Origin of the sequence: Ruminococcus sp. RTP21484sp1_RTP21281st1_A8_RTP21281_210402 (assembly GCF_040914025.1) — a bacterium.
GTDB lineage: Bacteria > Bacillota > Clostridia > Lachnospirales > Lachnospiraceae > Blautia_A > Blautia_A faecis.
This window is the reverse complement of sequence record NZ_JBCPGE010000067.1, coordinates 1-20,407: the sequence shown is the minus strand read 5'-3', so window position 1 is coordinate 20,407 and position 20,407 is coordinate 1. Positions and strand designations below refer to the sequence as shown.

The 20,407-nt window shown below is 40.3% G+C and carries 24 protein-coding genes and 2 pseudogenes; 24 read left to right on the top strand and 2 right to left on the bottom strand.

Annotated elements, in window-relative coordinates; all coding sequences use genetic code 11:
• Positions 1–206: 206 nt before the first annotated feature.
• From AB5170_RS20875 to AB5170_RS20815, 13 genes are all read left to right on the top strand, one after another.
• Complete coding sequence (locus tag AB5170_RS20875; RefSeq protein WP_008703822.1) at positions 207–419, top strand: helix-turn-helix transcriptional regulator; 213 nt, start codon at positions 207–209, stop codon at positions 417–419.
• 5 nt (positions 420–424) lie between these two features.
• Positions 425–1,126, top strand: a complete 702-nt coding sequence (gene vanR, locus AB5170_RS20870; RefSeq protein WP_004853366.1) for a VanR-ABDEGLN family response regulator transcription factor — start codon at positions 425–427, stop codon at positions 1,124–1,126.
• Entirely contained in the window at positions 1,113–2,198 is a 1,086-nt protein-coding gene (locus AB5170_RS20865; protein ID WP_008703821.1) for a cell wall metabolism sensor histidine kinase WalK, read from the top strand. Before vanR ends, AB5170_RS20865 begins: the two co-directional genes overlap by 14 nt.
• Positions 2,199–2,332: 134 nt before the next feature.
• Positions 2,333–3,190, top strand: a complete 858-nt coding sequence (locus AB5170_RS20860) for a hypothetical protein (RefSeq protein ID WP_117449615.1) — start codon at positions 2,333–2,335, stop codon at positions 3,188–3,190.
• 4 nt (positions 3,191–3,194) lie between these two features.
• A complete protein-coding gene (locus AB5170_RS20855) occupies positions 3,195–3,908 on the top strand; it encodes an ABC transporter ATP-binding protein (protein WP_004853372.1) in 714 nt (237 codons plus the stop codon).
• Entirely contained in the window at positions 3,898–5,082 is a 1,185-nt protein-coding gene (locus AB5170_RS20850) for an ABC transporter permease (protein WP_173716720.1), read from the top strand. The genes AB5170_RS20855 and AB5170_RS20850 overlap by 11 nt, the downstream gene beginning before the upstream one ends.
• Positions 5,083–5,109: 27 nt before the next feature.
• Entirely contained in the window at positions 5,110–5,613 is a 504-nt protein-coding gene (locus AB5170_RS20845; protein WP_015514509.1) for a hypothetical protein, read from the top strand.
• Positions 5,614–5,656: 43 nt separating this feature from the next.
• Positions 5,657–6,613, top strand: coding sequence for a D-alanyl-D-alanine carboxypeptidase family protein (locus AB5170_RS20840; protein WP_012744280.1), 957 nt, complete (start codon positions 5,657–5,659; stop codon positions 6,611–6,613).
• A 65-nt stretch (positions 6,614–6,678) separates the two neighbouring features.
• On the top strand, positions 6,679–7,077 hold the full coding sequence (locus AB5170_RS20835) for a winged helix-turn-helix domain-containing protein (protein WP_015514508.1): 399 nt from the start codon (positions 6,679–6,681) through the stop codon (positions 7,075–7,077).
• Positions 7,078–7,518: 441 nt separating this feature from the next.
• Positions 7,519–8,121, top strand: a complete 603-nt coding sequence (locus AB5170_RS20830) for a hypothetical protein (RefSeq protein WP_015514507.1) — start codon at positions 7,519–7,521, stop codon at positions 8,119–8,121.
• Positions 8,122–8,163: 42 nt separating this feature from the next.
• Complete coding sequence (locus AB5170_RS20825) at positions 8,164–8,748, top strand: SOS response-associated peptidase (protein ID WP_012744277.1); 585 nt, start codon at positions 8,164–8,166, stop codon at positions 8,746–8,748.
• A gap of 23 nt (positions 8,749–8,771) precedes the next feature.
• Positions 8,772–9,230: a YaiI/YqxD family protein gene (locus AB5170_RS20820; protein WP_015514506.1), complete on the top strand. Its 459-nt coding sequence runs from the start codon at positions 8,772–8,774 to the stop codon at positions 9,228–9,230.
• A 118-nt stretch (positions 9,231–9,348) separates the two neighbouring features.
• Positions 9,349–9,759 carry a hypothetical protein gene (locus AB5170_RS20815; RefSeq protein ID WP_226841039.1) on the top strand — a complete coding sequence of 137 codons (411 nt, stop codon included), beginning with the start codon at positions 9,349–9,351 and terminating at the stop codon, positions 9,757–9,759.
• A 15-nt stretch (positions 9,760–9,774) separates the two neighbouring features.
• On the opposite strand, the gene AB5170_RS20810 is transcribed toward AB5170_RS20815, so the two are convergent.
• Positions 9,775–10,824, bottom strand: coding sequence for a relaxase/mobilization nuclease domain-containing protein (locus AB5170_RS20810; RefSeq protein ID WP_294426671.1), 1,050 nt, complete (start codon positions 10,822–10,824; stop codon positions 9,775–9,777).
• 303 nt (positions 10,825–11,127) lie between these two features.
• On the opposite strand from AB5170_RS20810, the gene AB5170_RS20805 reads away from it, so the two are divergent.
• From AB5170_RS20805 to AB5170_RS20770, 8 genes and pseudogenes are all read left to right on the top strand, one after another.
• Positions 11,128–11,943: a hypothetical protein gene (locus AB5170_RS20805; protein ID WP_173719246.1), complete on the top strand. Its 816-nt coding sequence runs from the start codon at positions 11,128–11,130 to the stop codon at positions 11,941–11,943.
• 69 nt (positions 11,944–12,012) lie between these two features.
• A complete protein-coding gene (locus tag AB5170_RS20800) occupies positions 12,013–12,702 on the top strand; it encodes a response regulator transcription factor (protein WP_019163079.1) in 690 nt (229 codons plus the stop codon).
• A gap of 40 nt (positions 12,703–12,742) precedes the next feature.
• Positions 12,743–13,855 carry a cell wall metabolism sensor histidine kinase WalK gene (locus AB5170_RS20795; RefSeq protein WP_173716711.1) on the top strand — a complete coding sequence of 371 codons (1,113 nt, stop codon included), beginning with the start codon at positions 12,743–12,745 and terminating at the stop codon, positions 13,853–13,855.
• Between the two features lie 658 nt (positions 13,856–14,513).
• The gene (locus tag AB5170_RS20790; RefSeq protein WP_118583292.1) at positions 14,514–14,702 is read left to right on the top strand and encodes a hypothetical protein; all 189 of its coding nucleotides are present in this window, start codon (positions 14,514–14,516) and stop codon (positions 14,700–14,702) included.
• A gap of 149 nt (positions 14,703–14,851) precedes the next feature.
• Positions 14,852–15,862 carry a helix-turn-helix domain-containing protein gene (locus AB5170_RS20785; protein WP_015541488.1) on the top strand — a complete coding sequence of 337 codons (1,011 nt, stop codon included), beginning with the start codon at positions 14,852–14,854 and terminating at the stop codon, positions 15,860–15,862.
• A gap of 415 nt (positions 15,863–16,277) precedes the next feature.
• Positions 16,278–16,823 carry a hypothetical protein gene (locus AB5170_RS20780; protein WP_118583330.1) on the top strand — a complete coding sequence of 182 codons (546 nt, stop codon included), beginning with the start codon at positions 16,278–16,280 and terminating at the stop codon, positions 16,821–16,823.
• Between the two features lie 77 nt (positions 16,824–16,900).
• Positions 16,901–17,320, top strand: coding sequence for an SseB family protein (locus AB5170_RS20775; RefSeq protein ID WP_227201089.1), 420 nt, complete (start codon positions 16,901–16,903; stop codon positions 17,318–17,320).
• A 23-nt stretch (positions 17,321–17,343) separates the two neighbouring features.
• Positions 17,344–17,427: pseudogene (locus AB5170_RS20770) on the top strand (DUF6783 domain-containing protein); the annotation flags it as partial.
• Here AB5170_RS20770 and AB5170_RS20765 read toward each other — a convergent pair.
• Positions 17,401–17,544 (bottom strand): annotated as a pseudogene (locus AB5170_RS20765) (DUF6783 domain-containing protein); the annotation flags it as partial. The pseudogenes AB5170_RS20770 and AB5170_RS20765 overlap by 27 nt on opposite strands.
• Before the next feature lie 210 nt (positions 17,545–17,754).
• On the opposite strand from AB5170_RS20765, the gene AB5170_RS20760 reads away from it, so the two are divergent.
• The 3 genes from AB5170_RS20760 to AB5170_RS20750 all read left to right on the top strand — a co-directional run bounded on the left by AB5170_RS20760 (position 17,755) and on the right by AB5170_RS20750 (position 20,199).
• Positions 17,755–18,732: a DUF2975 domain-containing protein gene (locus AB5170_RS20760; RefSeq protein WP_195409919.1), complete on the top strand. Its 978-nt coding sequence runs from the start codon at positions 17,755–17,757 to the stop codon at positions 18,730–18,732.
• Between the two features lie 149 nt (positions 18,733–18,881).
• The gene (locus AB5170_RS20755; RefSeq protein ID WP_118583284.1) at positions 18,882–19,112 is read left to right on the top strand and encodes a helix-turn-helix transcriptional regulator; all 231 of its coding nucleotides are present in this window, start codon (positions 18,882–18,884) and stop codon (positions 19,110–19,112) included.
• The gene (locus tag AB5170_RS20750) at positions 19,102–20,199 is read left to right on the top strand and encodes a DUF6783 domain-containing protein (protein WP_226837874.1); all 1,098 of its coding nucleotides are present in this window, start codon (positions 19,102–19,104) and stop codon (positions 20,197–20,199) included. The genes AB5170_RS20755 and AB5170_RS20750 overlap by 11 nt, the downstream gene beginning before the upstream one ends.
• The last annotated feature ends 208 nt before the right edge of the window (positions 20,200–20,407 follow it).

The following is a 20,407-nucleotide window of genomic DNA, read 5'->3' as shown; positions in this document are numbered from 1 at the left end:
TCGTTTACAAAATGAGATTTTCATTTACAAAGAGAGACTCTTGGGTTACAAACGGGACTCTCGCTCTACATTTCACCGGTTGGATTACATATCAGAAAGATATTGTGCCGGTTTGAAAACTAAAAGTCTCAAAATACAGACTTAATAATTGCGATTTCACTCTCAAAGTGCTATAATACAAACTATATTTGGGTGGAGGTGCGGAAATGAAAGTACGGTACAACAAACTTTGGAAACTTCTGATTGACAAGGGAATGAAAAAGAGTCAATTACGAGAAGCGGTCGGGGCAAGCAAAAGTACATTTGCGAAACTCGGAAAAAATGAAAATGTTACCCTTCCCGTGCTGTTGAATATATGCGAATACTTAGAGTGTGATTTTGGCGACATAATGGAAGCCGTACCCGAAAATGAGGTGTAGGATCAATGAACAAGAAGATTTTAATTGTGGATGACGAAAAAGAAATCGTTGATCTGCTTGAAGTGTATTTGAGTAACGATGGTTATTCAGTATATAAATGTTATAATGGGTTAGAGGCGATGAAATGTATCAAACAGTCGCAGATTGATTTAGCGATACTTGATATTATGCTGCCGGATATTGATGGTTTTCGACTTTGCCAAAAAATTCGGGAAAAGTTTTACTTCCCTATTATTATGCTTACCGCCAAAATTGAGGATAGCGACAAGATTATGGGGCTTACGATTGGTGCGGATGATTATATAACGAAACCGTTTAATCCTTTAGAGGTTGTGGCAAGAGTAAAGACGCAATTAAGGCGTTATCAGAGCTATAACAGTCCTAATTTGAGCCAATCCGAAGAAAAAGACGAGTATGACATCAGAGGTCTACTGATAAACAGAGTCAGCCACAAGTGCTACTTGTATGGCAAAGAAATAGCCTTGACTCCGTTGGAGTTTTCTATTCTGTGGTATCTGTGCGAACATCAGGGTAAAGTTGTCGCCTCGGAGGAATTATTTGAAGCCGTGTGGAAAGAAAAGTATCTTCGCAACAGTAACAATACGGTAATGGCGCACATTGGGCGGCTTCGGGAAAAATTGAATGAACCTTCAAAAAATCCGAAGTTCATTAAAACTGTTTGGGGGGTAGGGTATGAAATTGAATAAAAAAGAAAAAAACTATCTGCTCTCTACCTTGTTCAAAGGGTATGTAATTCAATGTGCGATTTGCTCTGTGCTTATTTTTGGCGGTACTTTTCTTTTAGGAATTATGGCAGAGGAAATTCTCCGCAAGTATGTTTTGTATTATTACTTGTATTACAGAACAGTATATCTTTATATAGTGGCTGTAATCGTGTGGGGTGGCTGTATTATATACATGACATACCTACTTTTGAAAAAAGTAGTCGCCTATGTGTACGAGGTACAGGCTGCGACAGGAAAAATGTTCGATCAGAATGTCAGTTACATTGAAATGTCCCCGGAGTTGAGTGAAATCGCCGCTAACATCAATCAGTTAAAACAAGAGGCTGAAAGTAATGCAAGGCTTGCAAAAGAAAATGAGCAGCGAAAAAATGACCTGATTATGTATCTTGCACACGATTTGAAAACACCGCTTTCTTCTGTAATCGGGTATCTTACTTTACTGCGTGATGAGTCGCAAATCTCAAAGGAACTTCGAGAAAAGTACCTTTCAATCACTCTTGGTAAGGCAGAACGGTTAGAGGATCTGATTAACGAGTTTTTCGAGATAACACGATTCAATATATACGATATTACATTACAATACACGAAAATCAATTTAACTCGCCTGCTGGAGCAACTTGTATATGAATTTAAGCCTATGCTCAAATCAAAGAATTTGCAATGTAATCTTTGTGTTGATGATGATATAATGCTTCGATGTGACGCAGACAAAATTCAGCGTGTTTTTGATAACCTTTTGAGAAATGCGGTTATCTACAGTTTTGAAAATACGGATATCACGATCAGCGCACAATGTCAGGAAGATACGGTCAGCATTATTTTTTGTAACCACGGCGATACTCTGCCGGAAGAAAAGTTAAACAGGATTTTCGAGCAGTTTTATCGGCTTGACGCAGCGAGAAGTACAAGCAGTGGAGGAGCTGGATTAGGTTTGGCGATTGCAAAGCAGATTGTTGAACTACACAATGGTACAATCGTTGCAGAGAGCCAAGAGGATCAAAACAAGTTTTCAATTACTTTGCCGTTGGCGTAGGAAAATTGTAAGAATTTGCATAGAAAAAAAGAGGAATATCTTACGAGCAATCAAGAAAATACGGGCTTCTGTTTTGGTACAATAAAAGTATCAAGATAGAGGCTCGTATTTTTTGTGATACAGCATAAGGAGGAATGATGAAGTTGCTAAGAAAACAAATGCTGCTATGTTCTATTTTGTTTCTTGTATTTACGCTATCTGCCTGCTCTGCAATTGGGCAGACAGACGAAAACAATCTTACAGATAGCGCAACATCCGCAGAAAAAACGGTATCAGTTGTACGAGGGACAATTACTCCAACCGTTTCAACGCAAACGACTATTGTTCCGGCAGTACCGTTTATTATTTTCTCACCCGAAAATGGCATATTTAATACAGCGGTAGAATTAGAAGAAAAAATCACTGCCGGGCAAATTATTGGAACTGTGAACGGCAAAGAATTGAAATCTCCGGTGGATGGTACAATTACCTCTATTGCCCCATCCAATGAAAGCGTACCGAGTAATTATCCCGTAGCGATAGTGCATTATACAGGATTTGCCCTCAATGTAGAGGCAGATAATTTTTTGAGTACCTTACCGGAGTATGCAGAGTTGAAAGCAAAATTTCAAGTATATGATGGTGTAGGACCAACCGATATGATTGCCGTGGTGTCGCCTGCCGCAGATGAAAATGCGTTTACGGGAATCGTGCCGCAAGAGGGCATTCTGCAATGCTTGATCAGTCAAACAGTCGATGTGAAATCGGGGCAAAGTGCAACGGTAGTCATAACGGCGACAACGAGAAATGATGTCCTTATATTGCCGCTGTCGGTAATAGCGGGTAGACAAGGGACGGGATTGGTTACTGTAATTACTCCGAATGGAGAAAGAGTGGAAACAAAAGTGACATTGGGTGTGACAGACGGAGCCAATATAGAAATACTGTCCGGCTTAGAGGAGGGCGATGTAGTTTCTGCTACTCCGCCAAACCTTGATCCGAGGGGGATTTGATAAAATGAAAGGAATTTCCGAAAAGACTTTAATCAAAATAAAGGATTTGAAAGCAAGCGTCAAATTGAATAATGGCGATATGCTGACAACAGTAACCAACGCTAATATGGAATTGCAACGAGGGCGCAGTTATGCCATTGTCGGAAAGTCCGGCTCAGGCAAAACAAGCCTTATATCCATTATTGGCTTGTTAAATCGGGAATATGAGGGCGAGTACCTTTATGATGGTATATCTATTTCTGCTTTGAAAGACCGTGATCTGTCTATACTGCGAGCCAATAATATCGGATTTGTATTTCAGAACTACTCTCTGATTAAGCACTTGCGGGTATGGGAAAATATCGAATTACCCCTACTCTATGCCAAAAAGTCGTTTACCGCCAAACAGCGTCACGAGATAATTACAGGCTTGCTAAAAAGTGTCGGCTTAGAAAGCAAGGAAAATGATTACCCAATCAATTTGTCCGGCGGTGAACAACAAAGAGTTGCAATCGCAAGGGCGCTTGCAGTATCTCCGGAAGCCATTTTATGTGATGAGCCTACGGGAGCGTTGGATAAAAAGACGGGAACGCAGATTATGGAACTGTTGCACAGCGTCGTAAAAGAAAATGGAATTATGCTGCTGTTGGTTACGCACGATCCTGATATTGCAGATACCTGTGATACGATTTTTGAAATGGATGGAGGGAGGATAACTTGTGCTAAAAATGATACTTAAAGACCTTCGTCTGTCTCCACTTAGAAGTATTCTGACAAGTGTTTCAATGCTTGTAGGCATTATCGCAATGCTTGGATCGGTATTAGTTGGTACGCTTGGACGGGAGTATTTGATTTCCGTAAACGCACAGGTATATGGCTGGTCACCTACTTACTCATTCGTGATAACGGAATCCGATTTTCACGATAGAAATAAAATGGAACAATTATTCCAGAGATTTGAAGCCATTGATGATGTAGCCGCTGTTACTTTTTCTATGGGAGAAGATATTCGATTTGCACCAATGAAAGATTTAACGCCAATACCGCCGAATGATGTTTACCAAAACCTGATGGCTTTTGATTTAGTTTGCACCACGGAGGCATATAGTCAAGTCTATAATCTTCCAATGACATCCGGTAGATGGTTAGAGCCTTCGAGTGAGGGCGGATCGCTTGAAGTGGTCATAAACAAAGAAGCTAAAAACTATTTTAATGATTCGCCCTATGCTGCAGGAAATGTAAAAAGCACACTTTCGTTAACCCCATTCAATATTGTCGGAGTAGTAAACGATGGCAGGGATTTTCCGACTATCTATGCGGATTCTGCGGCGATCCTCAATTTCGCACCAGCAATGTGGCAAGTACAAAATGCAAATGTGTATTGGCATCCCACAACAGGACTGACAATCGAACAGATACATTCTGCCCTTGGCGACATTTTGACTGATACCATTGGCGGTTACTGGGAAAGTGCTGGGCGGAGTGATATTGGAGATACCTATGATTCGGTATTGTCCATACTGCAATTAGGGCTTTTGGTTACTTCGCTTTTGTTGCTGTTTGTTTCCGTATTAGGGCAGATCAATATCGGACTATCTTCATTGGAACAGCGCACACATGAGTTGCTGATCCGCAGAGCGATAGGTGCTTCACGAACAAATATTGTGGCATTGGTTTTAGGCTCACAGTTGATTTTATCAATATTCGTTTGCTTTGCAGCTATTTTGATTTCGCTGATTTTGGTGCATTGTATTGGAGCGTTGCTCCCTGTGGATTCCCCGGTGGGAACACCGAGTTATCCAATCAGCGTTGCTGTTGTTGCAGTTGCTGTGTCTGTGCTTATAGCATTATTGGGCGGATTATTACCAGCATTGAAAGCAGCAAAATTAGAGCCTGCATTGGCTCTTAGATAATAAAACTCAATTCAAGGAGGAAACAAAATGAAACGAACAATCTCAAAATCCGAAAGACCGTACAGACTGTTATTGTGTGTTATGATTTCTTTGCTGGTGATTATGCTGGCAGGCTGCTCCACTTCTTCGGACTCCGACACAAACACAAGAGGTTTCACGGACTTTGCTACCATTGAAGAAGAATACCTAACGACCATTGAGAGTTTGAATTGGCCGGAGGGCTTTACGCCGCCTGATGCTTTGGAAGGCGAAGATACGGGAGCGTCTTTTCAGATAGGATATGGCGATACAAGAGCATCTAACCTTTGGGAATATTCTTGGATGCAGGAATGGCTTGATACTTACAATACGGATTCGGAAAGGGCGGCAAAAGCCTTAGCTGAACTCGAAAAAGCCTTTGATATGCCTTATATGGGAACAGATCGCTGTGATGACGCCACACGCAAATATCTTCGTGATAATATTGATAAAGCTAAGTTGGGAGATCCGTCTGGATTTACAGAGTGTATTCAGGCAAATTATGCCGATTAAAAATGGCACATAGGAGTTTTGGTGTTGGGAGGTGAGCACATATATGCAGAGAAAACGCCGTAAGAAAAAACGATTTGGAGTATTTTTGTTTTTGCTTGTAGTTTGTATCGGCATAGGTATAATGTTTGTGCCGTGGGCAATGCAGCCGGAAAATTTCAGAGAGGTAAAGAATAAAATAAATGGTTTTCTCTACAAAGAAGATTTTCCTGACTCTTATAATGCAAAATCGCTGATTTTGGTGGATTGTTCTGATGATGAAATATTTGTTTCAAAAAACGAGAACGAGCCACAAATTCCTGCAAGTTTAGCCAAGCTGTTTGTTATTGAGTATGCGTCAACTTTAGCAGACCTTGATAGTATCGTTGTTGCAGACTATGGTGCTATTTCACTCACGAAACCTGGCTCGTCTGTTGCTCAAATCAAGGAAAAAGAATACTTTTTACACAATCTATTTGCGGCAATGTTAGTACCGTCAGGGAATGACGCAGCTTATGTGGTTGCTGATTATTGTGGAGGATTACTTTCGCCGCAAGCAGAAAGCTGTCAAGAGCGTGTGAGGATTTTCATGGAGAACTTAAACCTGCATTTGCAACAGCAGGGGTACTTAGACACAGTTTTATATGATCCGAGTGGTTTTGATATGGAGGCACTTACCACCACTTTAGATTTGAAAGAAGTAGTATATCGGTTGTTGGAATACTCGTGGTTTAGAGAAATTGTATCTCAAAACACTTATACGGCAACACTGCCTGATGGCAGTACACAAATATGGCAGAATACAAACGCCTTCCTTGATCCGACATCCGAATATTACAACGAAAATGTATGCGGAATTAAGACTGGCTCTCTGTCTGACGACTATAACTTGATTGTGCTTTATCAGCAGCACGGAAAAGAGTTTTTGATATGCAGTTTAGGCTCTCAGTCCGATTCCTCTCGTTATGACGATGTGAATTTTATTCTGAAAACGATTGATGAATCGTATTATCTCACGCAATAAATCTTATGTTGTCCAAGACAAAAAAACTAACCAAGGGGGGTGATAATATCGGACGAATCGTAATAATGGAGTTCAAAGCACAAGACTCAACAGCCTTTGACGATATGCTGGCTTTTGTAAAACAGCACCCTGATTTTGAAAAATTAGAGATTTCATATGAGCCGACATTATCCCTTTCCGGCTTAGAAATCAATTTGAGCCGGCGCAGAGTTATCAATAACGGTCAGGAAATTGAACTGACCGTCAAAGAGTACGATATACTCTGCTTGCTCGCAGCCAATAAAGGTCGTGTTCTTACATACGAGCAGATTTATGATAAGGTGTGGGGCGAAATATCAGCAGGCAATGAAAAGGATACCGTAGGCTTTCACATTCGGAATCTTCGTAAAAAACTTTGTGATACAAACTCTCACTTTTCCATAGATAGTGTTCGTGAGATCGGCTACCGCTTTAACAGTCAGTAAGCAGTCCCTCGTAGTTCATAATGAATTGCGAGGGATTATTCATTTTCTAAGACGGTATGTCGGAATTTGATAAATCCCTGCAAATGTTGATTTTATACGACTGTTAAGAGCAATATCGTGTCTAAACTTGCGACTGGACTTTGCATTTTCTACGAGTTATCTTCGTAATATCTCGGCATTATACTACTGGAATGTTTATCATAAACAGGGCATGATTTATGGCAGAATGGGCAGTCGTTCTCGTGCCATTTATTAGGTCTTGCTTGGATACGAATATGTTTAACTCCATTCTTATCAGAGTAAAGATTACAATTTTTTATAACTGTGTTCTTGACATTAAGGACACTTTTGCATAATGTATTAACTGAAGCCACTTGTGAATACTCCTTTTGTGTTTTTCTTCGCAGTTAATACATTAAAGGACACAAGTGTTTTTTCAATATGGTGTTGTTAATTTATGGTGTTAGGCTTCCACCATTATGCCAGAAGCCTCATATAAATTTATTGGGAAGAGTTACCGATCAAGTTTTCTCAGAATCCGAAGAATGGGATATTGATACGGTGTCAGAAACTATTGCATCGGAATATGAAAGAGCAACGAATCTTTCGATAAATAAAGAGAAGCAGAATTTGCCAATAGAAGAAAAACGAACGATAGATGTTAAAGAAATACGAGAATGGCTGAACTTTATTATTACGATTATATCAGTTGTTTTGGGAGTTACGAATTCTTCAGCAACAACGATAAATAATTACAATTATACACAACAAGTCAATAATTATTACATCGTTGGAATGGGATATGATGCGAAGGAGCTAAATACGACTAAATATAGAATCGTTAATAGAGAATCTATTGTACGACTGAAGCATGACTGCCATTCGATTGTAATTGAAAAGCTTGAGGAAGGGAAAGTTGTTAGAATTATAGATAAATATAAAAAGTGGCGACAGATAATTTGGGAGAATGAAGATGGTGAAGAATGTATGGGGTGGATTCAAAATTATAGATTAACTGAGTTTAAAGTGCCTAGAAATAAATGATGTATATTTGATGAAATAGAATCTATAAGTGAAGGAAGTATTATGTGTGGTAGATATTATATTGATTCTGATATGGCAGATGAAATCGAAAAAGTAGTGCATGATATAGACCAACGGATCCGGCAGGAACATTTTGCAGGAGATATCTTTCCAACCAATGTAGCACCGATCATTGAAAAATCAGAACATGGATTGAAACTGGATGTTTGCAAGTGGGGATATCCATTGTCACAAGGAAAGAATCTGGTTATAAATGCAAGAGCAGAATCTGTTATGGACAAACCTTCTTTTCGAAATGGAATCCTCTATCACCGCATTTTGATACCGGCAAGTGGGTTCTATGAATGGAATCGGTTAAAAGAGAAAAATACATTTTCCAGATATGATGCACCAGTATTGTATATGGCTGGCTTCTGTGATTGGTTTGAGAATGAACGACGATTTGTGATTATGACTACAGCAGCCAATGAATCTATGATAAAAGTACATGATCGTATGCCGCTGATATTGGAAAAAGGACAGCTGAAAGATTGGTTCGATGACAGGAAAATGGAGCAAATTCTGCATCAGGTACCGGTTCAGCTAAAACGAGAGGCAGAATACGAACAGCAGAGCTTATTCTTATAATGGTTCAGAGGAGAAATAGAAAGATGCAAATATTTGTTGATGCAGATGCCTGCCCAGTGGTTGCGATCATTGAAAAGATTGCAAAAGATAATAGTGTTCCGGTAATGTTGTTGTGTGATACAAACCATGTTCTGTCATCGACTTATAGTAAAGTTGTTGTTGTCGGTGCAGGAGCAGATGCAGTAGATTATAAACTGATTAGTATCTGCCATAAAGGAGATATTGTCGTATCACAGGACTATGGTGTGGCTGCAATGGCATTGGGAAAAGGTGCTTATGCTATTCATCAATCAGGTAAATGGTACACGGATGATAATATTGATCAGATGCTAATGGAACGTCACCTGAGTAAAAAAGCCAGAAGAAGTTCCCGTAAATGTCATGTCAAGGGACCGAAGAAGCGGACGGAGGAAGATGATGAAAGATTCGCTCAGTCTTTTGAAAAAATGCTTTTGATGGCACGGGAGAAAGAAGGCAGATGAGGAATTGTAGATGCAGAGGAACGACAGAAGCTATAAAGACTTAAAACAAAAACAGAAGAGTGCAATAGCAGATAAAACATACAAAATGCACTTGAAGTTTTATCTTGAGAATCAGCGAATGCCGGATGCTACTGAAATGAATGATATATGCAAAAGTTTGTTTACGGCAGTTCAATCGCTTGCTCCTAAAACGGAATATGAAGAATTTTATAAAATTGTTGAAAAGCGTGAAAAGAGTTATGAAGAACGTATCCTGAGAGACATTCAGAATGGAATTATAATAGAAACACTTATGGCAAAAAAACATAAGAAAACGCCGGAAGAAAAAGCAGCTGTTGCGAAACAAAAGAAGCAGCAGAGGCGAGCAAGACGGAAACAAGAAACAAGAGATAATCTGGCTAAAGAAGAAATCTTGCAAGATGACAGATTTTTCGTTATTGCCGGTTATACCTCCGGAGGTGCACCGTATGGTGTCACCTGGGAGGAAATGGGTCTGAAACCTTGGGAAGATTTGGAAGAGAATAATTGAGTTGTCAGTGCAATCTTATTTATCTCTTGTGACAGAAACAGGTTCCCGTTTTGCCGGAAGTAAGTCTGAATTGATTTCAGGAGCATCGAGCAGCACAGAGAAATTTTGCTGAATGATATCCAGTGTTTTCTGCTTTTTCTGTAATTTCTGTTTTTCCCGGATGGTAGCAGCTTGTTCAGATTCAAGATTTTCAATCCGCTTCTGGATTTTTTCAGAGCTAGGGATTTTGGTAACACCGAGATCCTGAAGCTCTTTTTTTAGTGAATCGTGGAGTTGGTATTCTGCCAGATGCTTGGAACGGTATTCTTTTGGATTTTTTGCAGATTTGCAATCTTCTATCACTTTACGGCAGAGCCGGTAAGAATCACAGTGTTTCTGAATGACTTTCTGCGTGCTTAGCTCACTGGTGATGTGTGCTATTCTCTGATCAGCCGCTTTAACAGAAGCATCAACATCAGAAACATGCTGCCTGAAATCCTCATAATTCAGTAGGTTATTTTCTGAAAGATAGTTGAAGGTGCGGGCTGCCTCTTTTAGATTATTGAGTTTTGCCCAATGTTCAAATCCTTCTCGATTGCCAGTCGTTACATACGTGGAGATATTGATATACAGGCGAGCTTCTCTGGACAGATGTTTTGGAGTTTTCACTTTGCTACGATTTTTAGCTAAGCGGATGCGGACGTTTTCTTCCGTATAATAACTTCCCAGAGATTTCATATAAGTGAAATTTTTTTGTTCCGGTGCACGGAAAGAAAGATGCTTTCCCTGCCGGACTTCATATCCAGCTAACTGCATTTTTTGTAGAAATTCCTCATAGTTGATGGAAGTCCAGATTGCTTTATCAACTGCAACACGTAGCTTGGCTTTCCAACTGGTGCCACGATGATATTCCATGTTCTCTTTATAGCTTTTTCCTTTTTCTCCGGTTGGCATACTGGTGGCAAGTCCATTTTCCAGGCAGATACGATTACTGATTCTGCAGAGTTTATGGTAGCTCCGCTTATTGGAAACATACTTGTGATGATCAACAAAGCTTGCAGCGTTGAAGATGATATGGTTATGAATGTGTGAGTGTGAGAGAAGAGATCGCTCTTTTACACTTTTGTATATATTAGAATAGCACTTTAGAAAGCACTATGGTAAAATAAGGTGAAGGTAAATCGGAATTGCAAATTTAGAAAAATTGTTGGTATTTGAAAAAAGACTGTAACCCTTAAGAGGCGAGAGTAAATATGGTTTATAGGAAATCTTGTGCTGTTACACTTTCTTGACATTTTCATGACTGTTCTAAGGATATTTTTACATTTGTCTGAGCTATACTTTAGCCATACCGAACAACCGGTAAATAAAAAATCAGGAGGAACTAAAATGATGAACAGATTATTCAAAAGAGGAACGGTAATAGCACTTGCAGCAGCAATGACTACATCCGCAGGTATTCCTGCCATGGCTGCCCAGAAGGAGACACTGGAGGAGACAGTGACTACATCAGAGGTAACACAAACAAATGTAGATTATGGTTCTCTCACTCAGAAGGAGATTGAAGAGTTTAACTCCATTTATGACCGACTTGACGCTATCGACAAAGAGGTAATGAAAGATGCAGATGGTCTTTCTGATGAAGATATCTATGCCAGATACGATCAGTATCAGGATGAAACCGATACCCTCATGGATCGCCTTGAGGAGCTTGATAAAAAAGCCGGGTGGATCGACAACGAGGAATATGAATATTCCGAGGATGAGTGTAATGCTCTGTATGATACAGGCAAGCTCACCGCAGAGGAAGCAGAACAGCTTCAGAAAGCATATGAAAGAATCGAAGAAATTGATGCGGAAGTGTGGACGGACGATGATCTTTCAGACGATGAGATCGAAGCCCGCTATGCAAAGTATGATGACGAGATTACATCACTGAACGCACAGATTGAAACGCTTGAAAAGAAAGCGGGTTGGTATGAGGGATACTATGGAAATTTGAGCGAAGATGAAGTCAATCAGCTTAACAGTATTTACAATAAAATTGATGCAATCTATGACAATATTTATAACGGCTCTGATAACCTCTCTGACGAGGAATTTGCTTCTCGCTATGCGAAGTATTCAGATGAGATTGATGCTTTGGAGGCACAGGCAATCGCTCTTGAAGCGAAAGCAGGTGGAACTAAAATACAGACATACTGATTTTGAAAGATATAATATGGGGAATCTCACAGAATTTCTGAGGGACTCCCCTCATGTGGGATTAAAGATATGGCAAAAAAAATCTATTTGGCAGATGATGAACAGGATATACGAGAAATACTCACAGAATTTTTATCCAATGCCGGATATGAGGTAACAGCATACAAGAATGGTGATACACTCTTTTCTGCTTTTCAGGAGAAGCCCTGTGATCTTGTTATTCTTGATATTATGATGCCGGGTTCAGACGGTCTTTCCATATGTAAAAAGCTAAGGACAATATCATCAGTTCCTATTATTATTTTGACGGCAAAGGATTCAGAGTCTGACCATATGAAGGGATTTATGTATGGAGGGGATGACTATCTGATTAAGCCATTTTCGCCGTCACTTCTTGTTGTCCGGGTAAATGCGTTGTTCCGAAGAGTTGAAATGAATATACCGGTAAAGGCAGATATTTCCTTTGGTGATGTGTGTTTTTCATGGGAGAAGCATAATGCCATTGTGAAAGAGCATGATATTGGTCTGACTATGACAGAATTTTCGCTTCTGGGATGTCTTATGGAACATGGTGGAACGGCAATCCCCCGGAATGAAATTCTCGACAAAGTATGGGGAATAGATTCTACGGAGATAGAAACCAGAGTTGTCGATGAGACAGTAAGAAGAGTCAGGCAGAAAATGAAGACCGCAGGCAGCAAAGTTCGCATTAGTGCTGTCTGGGGCTATGGCTATAAACTGGAGGATTGTAATGAATAAGACACGTTATAAAATTGCCACACTTACAGGTTCCGCCGTTATGGCAGCCATGCTTTTGAGCCTGCTGATTCTGAACATAGTTTTTAATAAAAAAATAGAGCTGAGAGCTGAGAATGCAATTAAAAACGTTTTTACTTTGGATTCAGACGAATATTTGAATTACGAATCTGAAAATGATACGGGCTCTTTATATTATGCCTCACTTGTATATATGGGGGCAGATTCAGAAAACAGGGATGACATATATCAGATTTTGACACCCAAAGAGAAGAAACTTATTGACTGGTATGAAACACACCCGTCTGATGAAATGCAAAGGGCAAAAATTAACGAAGCAACTTATTATATGAAAGCCAGAACAGAGTATTACGAAGACGGCAATGAGAGATTACTTGCTTATGTGGATGTTACCGGCGAACCAGAACTCGTAAAAGAAATCAGTTTTGGTGTTTTGCTGGATGCTTTTGTCATTGCCGCTCTCGGTGCTGCCATTGGATATTTTCTCGGGAAAAAACTTGAACAAAATGACAAAGCTCAGAAGACCTTTTTTGAAAATACATCTCACGAATTAAAAACCCCGCTTATGGCAATTTGCGGATATGCGGAGGAGATTGAAATGGGAGTCATTACCGATTATTCTCAAGCGGGCAGAATGATAGTGTCTCAGACGGAGCGTATGAGTAAACTTATTGAGGATATCCTGTATTTATCAAAAATGGAAAGCGGTACGGAACCATTAAAGTGTGAACCAATAGAAATGGCATCACTGGTTCAAGATATTTTGATGCCGCTTGAAGGAATTGTGAACAGGCGAAACCTTTCAGTATCGTTAGAACTGGACGAAGGATATGTCAACGGAGACCCGGAGAAGCTGGAACACGCTGTTGCTAACCTGATAACTAATTCCGTAAAATATGCGTGTAGTCAAATCGAAATATCGTGGAAAAATCAAGTCCTTTCCATCTGGAACGATGGAGGAGAACTTAGCACAGAGGATTTTTCCCATATGTTTGAACGTTTTCATACGGGACAAAACGGAAACAGCGGAATAGGGCTTGCCCTCTCAAAAGAAATCGTTGAAATGCACGGATGGAAACTTAGTGCGAAAAATGACAGGCATGGCATATGTTTATCAATGGTATGCCACAGTTAATTTAGGAACAATCAGGTTTACAGCTTCCAGTTTGTTGAGATGTTGCAAAATTTGGAATCAAGAGAGAATAAGAATGATTAACAATTTAATGTACATAGAATTAAAAATGGGATATTCTGATGATGATCCGGCATGGATTGGATATGTCAAAACTTCAAAAAGTAGAATAAAAATTTTTTGACATTTCTGCACATGCGTGCTAATATGATTATAGAAAAAGAGTGCTACCGATAGACGGTTAGTCCGTTTTACTATTTAGAATATCTATCAAAGATAACCGCTTAGTTTGCAGACAGGGCGGTTATTTTTGTGGTTTATGATTATCTTTGCCTAATGTATATCCGATACTAAAGCAGGTTAAGCCGAAGCTCACTACTGCTATGAAGTCCACAATACTCATTGGCTTAGCCCTCCTTTCCAGTGGATTCCCTTTCAGGTTTCTATGTAATCAGAGGGTCACAGTCCCTCTGTTGAAGGACTAACCGCCTACCGTTATGGTAGCACCCATGTTTCGATTATAACAATTAAAAACTACCGGTGCAATATAAAGTTGGTAGAGCAGCATTTGTTAGCCGTGGAAAAAAATCTTTTCGACTAAGGCTTCCGATGCCAAAACGGTGCCAAGAAAACAATCGGTATTTGGAGGAGTTTCTTATTTATGAAAAAAGGAATAAACAAACCAATCTTATTTTATATTGCATCAGTTCTGTTTTTCATAGCGTCAGCTATTGGCTTTACGAGTGGAAATGAAAATTCTATGGCTATAGTATGGTTATGTCTTGGTTCCTCATTTCTTTGTCTAGGTTCGACGCATAAGAAAAAGGAAAACAATACAGATGATAAATAATTTCATGCTTGTATTGCTGGAAAATCGGGATTCATCGAGTCCTTTTGTGATTTGCAACTGCTGGTTGACAGATTTACAGCCTGAAATGGTAGAATGCAAACAGCAAAACTGTTATATTTAGCTCATAAAATCTGCAAAAGGAGAAAAAAATGATTTTAGCTGATAAGATTACAGAGGAAAGAAAAAAGAATGGATGGTCACAGGAAGAACTAGCCAATCAGTTGGGCGTATCCAGACAGGCAGTATCTAAGTGGGAAAGTGCAGGAGCTGTTCCAGATTTGCAAAGAATTTTACAGATGTCGGAGCTTTTTGGTGTCAGTACAGATTACCTATTAAAAGATGAAATGAAAGCAGAAAATATCACCTATCACGAAAGTACTGAAAGCTATGCAGAACCGTTGAAAAAAGTAACTATGGAGAATGCAAATGAATTTCTTGACATGAAAAGAAATGGATCCAAAGTAGTGGCAAATGCAACAAGTATGTGTATCTTAAGTCCAATATTATTGATTGTTCTTGTGACAATGGCAGAAGATAGCGTATTTCATGTTTCGGAATCTCTGGCAACAGTATTTGGATGTGTTTTTTTGCTTGGAATGGTTGCGGCAGCCGTCTTTTTGTTTATTACATATGGAATGAGTGAATCACATATGGAACATTTTGAAAAAGAATGCTTTGAAACAGAGTATGGTGTATCTGGAATGGTACGAGAAAAAAAAGATTCCTATGAACCAATTTTTATCAGAGGAACAGCTGTTGGGGTAGTGCTTTGTATACTGGCAGTGATTCCGACAATTATTGCCGAATCTATGGAAGCGTCCGACTATTACTGTGGTCTTTCCGTTGGATTACTGCTATTCATACTTGCAATAGGAGTGAATCTGTTGGTTCGTGTTGGGATGGTAAAAAGCAGTTACGATACCCTTCTTCAGGAAGGCGAATATACAAAAGAAGAAAAACTGTTTAAGAAAAAGACTGACACGTTTTCTGGTGTATATTGGTGCTTGACTACAGCGATTTACCTTGCATGGAGCTTCTGGACGATGAGCTGGGATATTACATGGATTGTATGGCCGGTTGCAGGTGTTTTATTTGCAGCATTGCTTGGTGTGGTGAAAATGGTGTTAAAGAATGGCAGTGAAACTCAGCACTATATTTAAAATGGAATTAAGTTTATTTTCCGCATATTATACTCATCCAGAAATTCCAGTTCGCGTTGGTGGTTATTTCTAATAGAAAAAGAACTTTTTGACATTTACACAGCTGCGTGATAATATGATTATAGAAAAAGAGTGCTACCGATAGACGGTTAGTCCGATATATGATGTGACAAAAATTGCCGCCTAGTTTACCAGACCGGGGCGGCTATTTTTGTGGCTTATTATTATCCTTGCCAAAGGTATATCCAAGACCAAAGCAGGTTAAGCTGAAGCAGTAATGCTATTTCAGGAAATTCAGGCGGTTACCATATGATATGGAGTGCGGGAATGTATTGCCTGGAATGCTCCGTGGATATTATAGTTGGGAATTTTTGCTCCTAACATTAAAAAATTGATTATGGAGGTAAATACCAAGATGAAACTTGATGAATTTACAGAAATGATGACAGGACATTTTGATAACAAGGAGCAGTTTGATAAGATGCAGGCGGAAGGGAAAACATATCCATATGCCGAGCATGTAAATACAATCTGCAATGACAAAATAAAAAATCTTCCGGAGGATTTCAATGGCAGATTTGTTGTTGAAGAAAGCTACTATGAAACGAATGGAAAACGTCATGCATCACCACATCTTTTTCTTATTACAGAAACAGAACAGGGAATTTTACTTTCCTCTTATGAAATTCCAGAAGGAGAAGATAAGAAGGTATTTTCATACGCATCCATGAAGAAGGTTGATTACGCGGAACTGAAAAAATCCGAAAAATTTACTCCCGCACTTTACCATGAAAAGGACGGAATCTGGGAAGGCGGCAGCATAAGCCAGTTTTCGCCGGTAATGATATTTAAACTTTGGGAAAAGTTTTCCGATCGTTGTCTGGAAGTATCTGAAAGTATGGAAGTTAACGGGAAGAGAACTTTTGGATATGATGAACCAATCATTTATAAAAGGGTATAATCAAAGAGCGGCAGATTACAGAAAGCCTTTTTCAAACACGCTCTAATACAGAAATTAGCTCAATGGAGAGTAATGATATGGATAAAACAGATGAAGGTTTACTTGGAAATGAGAAAATCGAGGATGTAATCGCAGCACTTCAGCAGCAGCCAACGCAAGAATTGCTGGCTCATGCACTGACCGTGGTACGAAGACGCATGCGTGAAAACGGTCAGGTAATCATCGCCGTAGAGCCAAACGGGGCAGCTGGTCAGATGAAATTACAGGCAGTAAAAACCTCCGACGGTAAGAACTGGTGGGCGGTTTTTACCAGCTTCGACGAAGAATTGAAAGGCGGCAAAAGTGTTATGTCAACCTTTATGACAGACATTGGAAAATTACTTGAGGCAGCGCTGTCCGAGGAAGAAATCAGCGGCGTGATCATCAATCCCTGGAACAGGACATTGATGCTGGACAAGACATTGATTCGGATCGTGCTTGGAGATGTGACACAGTAAGTTACTGAAAAAGAGAAGAGGAACTGCACGCCCCACTTTGCGGTATATTTCACCCGAATTCGGTTACCGTAGCCCGCTACGGCGTCCTCATCCGGGCGAAATCTCCCACAAATTGTGACGCACATCTTGCAGAAAGCCTTTTTCAAACACGCTTTAGAGTGTGCACAAAATAGGTTTGTGTGAAAAATGCCAGGTAAGAAAATAAAAACGTTTCTTCTGTCCATTGGATAAAGCAGAGCGTGAAAATTCTGCCTGGCAATTTTTTTATTGATAAAATTATTGACAAACGATAATTATAAGTTATAATTAAATTATAAATTATCGTTTTTCAATAATTTTTACAAAACAGTTAAAGAAATCCAGAGTAAAGGATTAGATGGTTTAATCCCGCACGTTAGCGGATTTTCTCGATATCGGCAAAAAGGAGGTTCCCCATGAAAGAAAGACATTTATTTACCCTCTTATCTGTGGAAGCGGCCGCCTGCGTCCTGTTCTGTATTTTACAGCGCAGCTTATCCGGTCTGTTTTCCACCTTGATCGCATTCCCTTTTGAGCAGATCGGAGCTGGCCTGCGGGTTCTGTCGCTGTCTGGGGCTGTAGGAAATGTGGTCGCAATCATCTTATACATGCTGTTGGGACTTATCCCTGCTGGAATTTGGGGATTCCTGCACTGGCGCAAGAAATCAGAACCCCTGGATATCATGCTTCTGGTTATCAGCGCTCTTCTTTTCGTAACCCTATACTACATGATCAATCCGGGACTTTTGTCCACCGGAGTGCCAGGCACCGGGAAATGGTCCCTGGGAAGTACCTTCTATTCCGTCCTTCTGGGTTACCTGCTTATCCGTATTTTGCTTCATTATAAAAATGCAGGAACGGAGAAACTGCAAAAGGGGCTTTGGTTCCTTCTTGGCACTGTGAGCGTGGTATTGGTGTATGGCATCTTTGGACAGGAGCTGGGAGGGCTGCTTCAGAATCTGGAAACGGTACAGAAGGGAAATACAGGCATAGAGCTAAGCGACGGTTTTATTACTTTTTCCAACCTTACCCCTACTTATGTTTTCCTGTTCCTCAACTTTGCAGTCCGTATTCTGCCATATGTACTGAATATTATAGTTGTTTTCCTGGCGAGAAGGCTTCTGGCTGCAATGAAGGAAGACCTGTATCAGGAAGAGAGTGTAAAACTGGCGGAAAAACTTTCCCACTTTTGCGTGTGGACCTTAGCATCCACTATTGGGCTGGGTGCGGTATTTAACCTACTACAATTGTTTTTCCAGAGCAGCCTTTATCAGATTGAGTATGTGGTGGCGGTCCCGGTATTTTCCCTGGCCTTTGTGCTGGCAGTGCTGTTGTTTGCAAAGTATATAAGGGAAATGCAGAGGCTGAAAGAGGATAATGACCTGTTTATTTAAGCGTATGGAGATATATAAATGATAGCCGGACTGCAAGTGTCTTGATTCGTTATATAGGAAGAAGCAAGGGTATTCAGGTAACGACTCTTAATTTAATATCATTGACTATTTAATATGGAGCAATTTGCAATAATGAAAGGAAATGATTTATGGCAATAAAAGTATGCCTTGAAGACGTATTGAAAGAGCGGGGAATGACGTCCAAGGAATTGTGCAGCCTGGTAAACATCACAGAAGCCAACCTGTCCGTCCTCAGAAGCGGAAAGGCCAAGGGCGTGCGGTTCCACACCATTAACCGGATCTGTTATTTCCTGCAATGCGATGTTGGCGATATCTTAAAATTTGATGGAAATCTGGAGGAGGACGAAAATGAAGATTAGGAAATCAAAATATCACCAAAAATCGGTTAAGGTGGTCCATTGCGGTGCTCTCATCTGGAGAAAATTTTCCACAAATTGTGACGCACATCTTGCAGAAAGATTTTTGAAGGGACGGGAGAACAATCATCTGTTAAAAAGTTTGTTCAAATTATCGGTTATTTTCATGGCCTTTACAGCCAGCGGCTGTACTCTTGCAGTCCCAGAAGCCGGCACAGATGGAAACGGTGACCGCCTGATCGGCGCCTTTATCACCTCCGAATATCTGGAACTATATGATATGGAAGGCTATCTGAACGACCATGCCGCCTCCCTTATGAACAACAGCAGTATCACCATAGGAAATGACAGCCGTTATGAGGGGAAACTTGTGGCAACTGTGGATAAAGAAGGTGCCCAGTCTTCTTCTGAGTGGAAAATTTCCTTTGGAGACATAAAAGGAGAATACATTTTAATGCCAGTGACCGAAGATGAGGATGGAAATACATCTGTAGGAAATCTTTGCTCCGACGGAGTAGGAGATCCGTATTTGAACTACAACGTTACCGATGATGGAGAAACACAGGAAATCAGCGCCACTGTTTACCAGGTCTCTGGCAAGTCAGAACACACCCAGTATGTAAATCCGGTTTTCCAGAAAGAAAACGGGGAAATTTATGCCATGGCTGGAAACGGCTATTCCAACGGTGTGGGAGGCTCAGAAGGAAACACTATGGCAGCTACCCTTTCCGGTGAAACTACTACAGTGGAAAATGGAAAGACTAAGACAGAAGGCTGTAAAGTGACGGTTCAGTTTGCCACTATGTACAAGCCGGTGCGGACCATCATTTACCAGATGAATGAGGCGAATCAGGTATTGAAACAGACTGCCTATAAGCCATCTGAGGTGCCGGATAGCTTGAGGGTAGAAGCAGACACTGCCTATATTCTGGCGGAAATCAGAAAGGAAGATACTTCAGGCAAAATGGTGACAACCAGGACAATCCTGAATTTGAATTCGTCAGAGGATGAGGAAACGCAGTACCTGGAGACTTGGTATCCCCTGGATAATGGGCTGATCAGCAAAAAAGATGTAGAGATTGAATATTGAATAAAAATGCCAGGAAAATTAACCTGGCATTTTTGGCGCAATAGGAAATTTCATTGCTATTTAATGTGTTGGTCGTTATTCCGGACGCGATTTTACAATGTATATTCACCGCCGCGCGTCGCAACGTTCCAGCAAGCTAATGACTAACTACGACTAAGACGCTCAGGAAAGCCTTCGCGCCTAAGTCTTCGTAAGTCATGGATCTCGC

Excerpts from the sequence above, each read along its gene's own strand:
- AB5170_RS20805 (WP_173719246.1), top strand. The coding sequence starts at position 11,128 with ATGATGAACAGATTATTCAAAAGAGGAACGGTAATAGCACTTGCAGCA.
- AB5170_RS20865 (WP_008703821.1), top strand. The coding sequence starts at position 1,113 with ATGAAATTGAATAAAAAAGAAAAAAACTATCTGCTCTCTACCTTGTTC.
- AB5170_RS20785 (WP_015541488.1), top strand. The coding sequence starts at position 14,852 with ATGATTTTAGCTGATAAGATTACAGAGGAAAGAAAAAAGAATGGATGG.
- AB5170_RS20850 (WP_173716720.1), top strand. The coding sequence starts at position 3,898 with ATGATACTTAAAGACCTTCGTCTGTCTCCACTTAGAAGTATTCTGACA.
- AB5170_RS20750 (WP_226837874.1), top strand. The coding sequence starts at position 19,102 with ATGAAGATTAGGAAATCAAAATATCACCAAAAATCGGTTAAGGTGGTC.
- AB5170_RS20790 (WP_118583292.1), top strand. The coding sequence starts at position 14,514 with ATGAAAAAAGGAATAAACAAACCAATCTTATTTTATATTGCATCAGTT.
- AB5170_RS20820 (WP_015514506.1), top strand. The coding sequence starts at position 8,772 with ATGCAAATATTTGTTGATGCAGATGCCTGCCCAGTGGTTGCGATCATT.
- vanR (WP_004853366.1), top strand. The coding sequence starts at position 425 with ATGAACAAGAAGATTTTAATTGTGGATGACGAAAAAGAAATCGTTGAT.
- AB5170_RS20855 (WP_004853372.1), top strand. The coding sequence starts at position 3,195 with ATGAAAGGAATTTCCGAAAAGACTTTAATCAAAATAAAGGATTTGAAA.
- AB5170_RS20830 (WP_015514507.1), top strand. The coding sequence starts at position 7,519 with ATGGTGTTGTTAATTTATGGTGTTAGGCTTCCACCATTATGCCAGAAG.
- AB5170_RS20875 (WP_008703822.1), top strand. The coding sequence starts at position 207 with ATGAAAGTACGGTACAACAAACTTTGGAAACTTCTGATTGACAAGGGA.
- AB5170_RS20860 (WP_117449615.1), top strand. The coding sequence starts at position 2,333 with ATGATGAAGTTGCTAAGAAAACAAATGCTGCTATGTTCTATTTTGTTT.
- AB5170_RS20815 (WP_226841039.1), top strand. The coding sequence starts at position 9,349 with ATGCCGGATGCTACTGAAATGAATGATATATGCAAAAGTTTGTTTACG.
- AB5170_RS20800 (WP_019163079.1), top strand. The coding sequence starts at position 12,013 with ATGGCAAAAAAAATCTATTTGGCAGATGATGAACAGGATATACGAGAA.
- AB5170_RS20780 (WP_118583330.1), top strand. The coding sequence starts at position 16,278 with ATGAAACTTGATGAATTTACAGAAATGATGACAGGACATTTTGATAAC.
- AB5170_RS20835 (WP_015514508.1), top strand. The coding sequence starts at position 6,679 with ATGGAGTTCAAAGCACAAGACTCAACAGCCTTTGACGATATGCTGGCT.
- AB5170_RS20755 (WP_118583284.1), top strand. The coding sequence starts at position 18,882 with ATGGCAATAAAAGTATGCCTTGAAGACGTATTGAAAGAGCGGGGAATG.
- AB5170_RS20825 (WP_012744277.1), top strand. The coding sequence starts at position 8,164 with ATGTGTGGTAGATATTATATTGATTCTGATATGGCAGATGAAATCGAA.
- AB5170_RS20760 (WP_195409919.1), top strand. The coding sequence starts at position 17,755 with ATGAAAGAAAGACATTTATTTACCCTCTTATCTGTGGAAGCGGCCGCC.
- AB5170_RS20795 (WP_173716711.1), top strand. The coding sequence starts at position 12,743 with ATGGCAGCCATGCTTTTGAGCCTGCTGATTCTGAACATAGTTTTTAAT.
- AB5170_RS20775 (WP_227201089.1), top strand. The coding sequence starts at position 16,901 with ATGGATAAAACAGATGAAGGTTTACTTGGAAATGAGAAAATCGAGGAT.
- AB5170_RS20845 (WP_015514509.1), top strand. The coding sequence starts at position 5,110 with ATGAAACGAACAATCTCAAAATCCGAAAGACCGTACAGACTGTTATTG.
- AB5170_RS20840 (WP_012744280.1), top strand. The coding sequence starts at position 5,657 with ATGCAGAGAAAACGCCGTAAGAAAAAACGATTTGGAGTATTTTTGTTT.